Origin of the sequence: Paracoccus lichenicola (genome assembly GCF_009708075.1) — a bacterium.
Lineage (GTDB): Bacteria > Pseudomonadota > Alphaproteobacteria > Rhodobacterales > Rhodobacteraceae > Paracoccus > Paracoccus lichenicola.
This window is the reverse complement of sequence record NZ_WMBT01000039.1, coordinates 1-5,465: the sequence shown is the minus strand read 5'-3', so window position 1 is coordinate 5,465 and position 5,465 is coordinate 1. Positions and strand designations below refer to the sequence as shown.

Here is a 5,465-nt window from a genome sequence, read left to right as displayed (position 1 = left end):
CTGCCATGACGTTGAGGTAGTAAAGGTCGAAGCCGTGGGGTGCGGCGCAGGGGTGGTGTCCGCGGGGGACGAGGACCACGTCGCCGTCGCGCACGGCCAGGGTTTCGTCAAGCGCGCCGTCGTCGGTATAGACGCGCTGGACGGCCCATCCGTCGGCGGGGTTCAGGCGGTGGTAATAGGTTTCCTCGAGATAGGTGATGCGGGGAAAGTCGTCCTCGTCGTGGCGGTGGGAGGGGTAGGAGGACCAGTGGCCGGCGGGGGTGAAGACCTCGGTGACCAGCAGCGAGTCGCACCAGGCTTCGGCTTCCATGGCGATGTTGTTGATCCAGCGGGTGTTGGTGCCCGTGCCGCGCCGCGTCAGCGTGATGGCGTCGGGACCGATGCGGCGGGCGGGGTGGTTGCCCTGGCCCGGCGCGGTGCAGACGGCAAGCGTGCAGTCGGTGGCGGCCACCGCCTGCCAGTCCTGTCCGGGGGGGACATACAGGCAATGGGGCGGGGTCTTTTCGAAGACATCCATGCGCTCGCCCATCTCGCCCCAGTCCTGGCCCGCGGCGGTGATGCGGGCGCGGCCCTCGACCAGGACCAGGATCGCCTCGCGCCCGCCGGTGGCATCAGTGACGCTGTCGCCCGCGCGCAGGCGGTGGAGCGCGAAGCCCACGTAGCGCCAGCCTGCGGATTGGGGGGTGATGCGGTGCACCTCGCCACGGGTGCCGAAGGGTCTGCGAAGAAGGTCGGGCATGGCGGCTCCTTTGCCTTGGTTCAAATATCCCGGGGTCCGGGGCAGCGCCCCGGCCTTCGCGGGACGCGGGTTCAGGCGGCGGCCGCCCGGTCCAGCCCGGCCTCGGCGGCGGCGGCCTTGAGCGCGCGCAGCCCCATGGACTGGTATTCCAGCGGGTCGCGGACCGTCGGGTCCTGCTCGGCCTCGATCACCAGCCAGCCGTCGTAGCCGCTATCCGCCAGGATGCGCAGCAAGGGCACGAAGTCGATGGCGCCTTGCGGATCGCCCGGCACGGTGAAGGCGCCGGCGAGCACGCCCTGGAGGAACGACAGGTTCTCGGCGCGCACCCGGGCGGTCACGTCGGGGCGGATGTTCTTGGCGTGGACATGGGCCACGCGGGCGGCGTGGCGGCGCAGCACCGCCTCGGGGTCGCCGCCGCCGAAGGCGCAATGGCCCGCGTCGAACAGCAGATGCGTGGCGGGACCGGTCGCGGCCATGAAGGCGTCGATCTCGGCAGGGCTTTCGACCACCGTGCCCATGTGGTGGTGATAGGCCAGGGTCACGCCCTGCGAGGCGAGGTATTGCGCAAATTCCTCGACCTTGGCGCCGAACGCGGCCATCTGATCGTCCGACAGGCGCGGGCGGTCGTTCACCGGCACGGCGGGGTTGCCGTGCACGGTGTTGGAGCATTCGCAGACGATGCAGACCCGGCAATCGTTGGCCTTGAGCCTGGCCAGGTGCGGCTGGACGGCCCTGATCTCGTCCTCCACGCTGCGCGTCAGCAGTTCCGTCGAATACCAGCCCGACACGAAGGCCAGCCCGTATTGCCCCAGCAGATCCTTCAGCGCCTGCGGGTCGTCGGGCCAGCGGTGGCCGTTCTCGATGCCGTCAAAGCCGATGATCCGGCCCGCTTCCTCCAGGATCCGTTCGGTCGGGATATGGGCGCCGATGCTTCGGTCGTCGTCGTTGGCCCAGGCGATCGGGTTGGTGCCATAGCGGATCATGGGGCTTGTCCCTCAGTTCACCAGCCGCGCGCGGGCGGCGTTTTGCAGGTATGTCGCGTAGGCCTCGCGCAGGCGGGGGGTGTCGCCGACTTCGGGCACCGCCACGTCCCACCAGTGGCCCGCCTCGTCCGTCAGGCCGTGGGCCGGGCCGTCCTTGGCGGTGGTGTCGATCACGATCACCGTGGGGACGGGTCTGCCGCGGGCGGCGATGATCTGCGCTTCCAGATCGGCGATGCCCGCGGCCTTGACCGCGTGCGCGCCCATGGAGCCTGCGTGCGCCACGTAGTCGATCCGGGGCTGGTCGGCGACATTGCAATCGGCATACATGTTGTTGAACGCGGCCCCGCCGCAGTTGGCTTGCAACCGGTTGATGCAGCCATAGCCGCGGTTGTCGGTCAGCACCACGGTAAAGGGCACGCGGCGCATCACCGCGGTGGCCAGTTCCGAGTTCGCCATCATGTAGCTGCCGTCGCCCACGAAGCAGATCACCTCGCGGTCCGGGCGCGCGAGCTTGATCCCCATCGCCCCCGCCACCTCGTAGCCCATGCAGCTGTAGCCGTATTCCATGTGGTAGCCGCCCTGCGCGGGCTGCCAGAGGAGCTTCAGCGCCCCGGGCATGGTGCCGGCCGCGCACATGGCGATGGCGTCCGGGGCGGCACGCTGCACGGCGCCGATCACCTGGGCGTCGGTGGGCAGGGCGTTCGTGTCGCCGGGCGCGGCGCAATGGGCATCCACCGCGGCCAGCCAGGCCGCGCGCGGGGCGGGATCGAAGGCGGCCTTGTGGTCCCCCAGCATCGCCGTCAGCCGCTCCAGCGCCACGCGCGCGTCGGCCACCAGCGGCTCGGCCCCGTGCTTCATCGCGTCATAGCCCTGCACGTTGATGGACACCAACCGCGCCTCGGGGGCAAACAGCGTCCGCGAGCCGGTTGTGAAGTCCTGCAGCCGCGTGCCGACCCCGATCACCAGATCGGCCTCGCGCAACACCGCATTGGCCGCCGCCGCGCCGTCCACGCCCGAGGCGCCGAAGCTCAGGGGATCGGATTGCGCCAAGGCCCCCTTGCCCGCCTGCGTCTCGGCCACCGGAATGCCGTGGCGGGCGGCAAAGGCCGACAGCGCGGCTTCCGCCCCCGAATAGATCACGCCGCCGCCCGCGACGATGGCGGGACGCCTGGCCCCCCGGATCAGGTCCGCCACCCGGGCCAGTTCGCCCGCGTCGGGTTCGGGGCGGCGGATGCGCCACACCCGCGGTTCGAAGAACGCCTCGGGCCAGTCCCAGGCTTCGGCCTGGGTGTCCTGGCAGAAGGCGAGGCACACGGGACCGCAATCGGCCGGATCGGTCATCACCCGCAGCGCGCGCGGCAGCGCGGTCAACAGCTGCTCGGGCCGCGCGATGCGGTCGAAGTAGCGCACCACCGGGCGGAAGCAGTCGTTGGCCGAGACCGTGCCGTCGCCCCAGTCCTCGACCTGCTGGAGCACCGGATCGGGGCGGCGCGAGGCGAACACGTCGCCCGCGATGAAGAGGACCGGTAGCCGGTTCACATGCGCCAGCGCGGCGGCCGTCACCATGTTGGTGGCCCCCGGCCCGATGGAGCTTGTCACGGCCTGCGCCCGCCTGCGCCCCTTGGCCTTGGCGAAGGCGATGGCGGCATGCGCCATGGTCTGCTCGTTCTGGCCCCGCCAGGTCGGGAAGGCGTCGCCGATCCCGTGCAGCGCCTCGCCGATGCCCGCCACGTTGCCGTGCCCGAAGATCGCCCAAGCGCCTTCGACGAACCGCTCGCCGTCTTCCGTCATCTGCACCGACAGCCAGCGCATCATCGCCTGCGCCGCCGTCAGCCTGATCGTCGCGCCCATCTCCGCCCCTTTCGCGTCTTCCGTCATGGCAGGCCGCGCACGGCCTTCGTTCAGCGGCCGGTTCATGCCGCCACCCGCGCGCTGGCCCGCGCCTTGTCCCACAGCCCGCACAGCCGCGCGTAGCGCCGCGCCATCTCGTTCACCGCTTCCTCGTCGGCCAGATCGCCCTCCAGCCAGGCCCGCGCCACCGCCCCGAAGATCGTGCGCCCCACGGCAAAGCCGCGCACCAGCGGAAAGCCGGCGGCCACGGCAAAGCTCTCGGCCAGCTCCGCCTCGGGGGCGTCCAGGCCCAGCACCACGATGCCGCGGGTGTGGGGGTCGTGCGCCTCGATGGCGGCGATGGCCTTGCGCCAGGCCACGGGTTCCGTCATCGGCTCCAGCTTCCACCAGTCGGGATACACCCCCGCCGCGTAGAACTGCCGGATCAGCGTGGCCGTCGTCTCGTTGTCCACCGGGCCGACCTTCGAGGGGATGATCTCCAGCAGGAACTCCAGGTCGTTCCTGCGCGCGGCCTCCCACAGGCGCTTCACCGTCTCCTCCTGCGCCGCGCGGGTGCCTTCGTCGTCGTCGGGATGGCAGAAGCACAGCACCTTGACCACGTTCTCGCGCGCCCACCCTTCCAGGCCGCCGCAGTCGAGACCCAGTTCCGGCTCCAGCGCCAGGGGCCGCGATCCGGGCCATTCCGCGGGCCGGCCGATCCAGAGGCCCGTGCCCGAGGCCGCGTGCAGCGCGTCGCGCCCGATGCGGTTGTCGCACAGGATGCCATAGCCCGCCCGGCCCGCCTGCACCTGCAGCGCGGCGCGCAGGCACAGCTCCTTGAAGGCGCCGCCCCTGGCGGGCGTGTATCCCGGCAGGTCTTCCAACTGCATCCGGTGGTCGAAGGCGAAGACCCGCATCGTGGACCAGTCGCCCCCGGTGCGCCGGTGGCGGTTGGTGGCCCAGTGCACCTGCTCCAGCTCTGCATCATTGCGCAGATCCGGGCGCACCACGCCGCGCTTCAGGAAGAACTCCAGCTCCGCGAGGCTCGGATAGGCGGGCGTGCAGCCGTGGCGGGAAACCGCCAGCGCCCCGCAGGCATTGGCGTATTCCAGCGCGCGGGGCCACGGCTCGCCATCGAGCCAGCCCTTCATCAGCCCCGAGAAGAAGCCGTCTCCCGCCCCCAGCACGTTGAACACCTCGATGGGAAAGCCCGGTCCCGCCTCGCCCGCGTCCAGCGTGTCCGGAATGGCGCCCGTGAAGGCCACCGCGCCCGCCGCGCCCCGCTTGCACACAAGGGTGGCATCGCTCACCGCGCGCACCGCCCGCAGGGCGGCAACCGTGTCGGTCGTCCCGCCGGCGATGTGGAACTCCTCCTCGGTGCCCACGATCAGGTCGAAGCGGTGTAGCGTCCCTTGCAGCCGCGCCGTCACCGCCGCGCTTTCCACGAAGCGGCTTTCGCCGTCCCCGTGCCCCGCCAGCCCCCACAGGTTCGGGCGGTAGTCGATGTCGAGCGCCGTCCGCGCCCCGTGCTTGCGGGCCAGCTCCAGCGCCTTGATCACCGCGGCCTCGGTGCGCGGATGGCTCAGATGCGTCCCCGTCGCCAGCACCGCGCGGGCCTCGGAGATCAGGGATTCATCAATGTCGTCCTCGCACAAGGCCATGTCCGCGCAGTCGGCCCGATAGAAGATCAACGGGAACTGTTCCCGGTCCCGGATCCCCAGGATCACCAGCGCCGTCAGCCGCGCGGGATCGGTCGCCACGCCCCGCACGTCCACCCCCTCGCGCACCAGCTGCTCGCGGATGAACCGCCCCATGTGCTCGTCCCCCACCCGCGTGATCAGCCCCGACCTGAGCCCCAACCGCGCCGTCCCGCAGGCGATGTTCGTCGGACTGCCGCCGATGTACTTGCGAAA

Annotated in this window: 4 protein-coding genes; all 4 read right to left on the bottom strand. The window is 71.1% G+C overall.

The features are described from left to right. Nucleotides 1-739 (bottom strand): 5-deoxy-glucuronate isomerase (gene iolB, locus GIY56_RS18055; RefSeq protein ID WP_154766221.1); only part of this gene is annotated, 739 nt, incomplete at its 3' end. A 71-nt stretch (nt 740-810) separates the two neighbouring features. Continuing rightward, nucleotides 811-1,722, bottom strand: coding sequence for a myo-inosose-2 dehydratase (gene iolE / locus GIY56_RS18050; RefSeq protein ID WP_154766220.1), 912 nt, complete (start codon nt 1,720-1,722; stop codon nt 811-813). A gap of 12 nt (nt 1,723-1,734) precedes the next feature. After that, complete coding sequence (gene iolD, locus GIY56_RS18045; protein ID WP_154766222.1) at nt 1,735-3,573, bottom strand: 3D-(3,5/4)-trihydroxycyclohexane-1,2-dione acylhydrolase (decyclizing); 1,839 nt, start codon at nt 3,571-3,573, stop codon at nt 1,735-1,737. 62 nt (nt 3,574-3,635) lie between these two features. Further along, nucleotides 3,636-5,465 (bottom strand): bifunctional 5-dehydro-2-deoxygluconokinase/5-dehydro-2-deoxyphosphogluconate aldolase (locus GIY56_RS18040; RefSeq protein WP_154766219.1); only part of this gene is annotated, 1,830 nt, incomplete at its 5' end.

What these genes read in the sequence shown, in the direction of transcription:
- iolE (WP_154766220.1), bottom strand. Translation starts at nt 1,722, where the DNA reads ATGATCCGCTATGGCACCAACCCGATCGCCTGGGCCAACGACGACGAC.
- iolD (WP_154766222.1), bottom strand. Translation starts at nt 3,573, where the DNA reads ATGGGCGCGACGATCAGGCTGACGGCGGCGCAGGCGATGATGCGCTGG.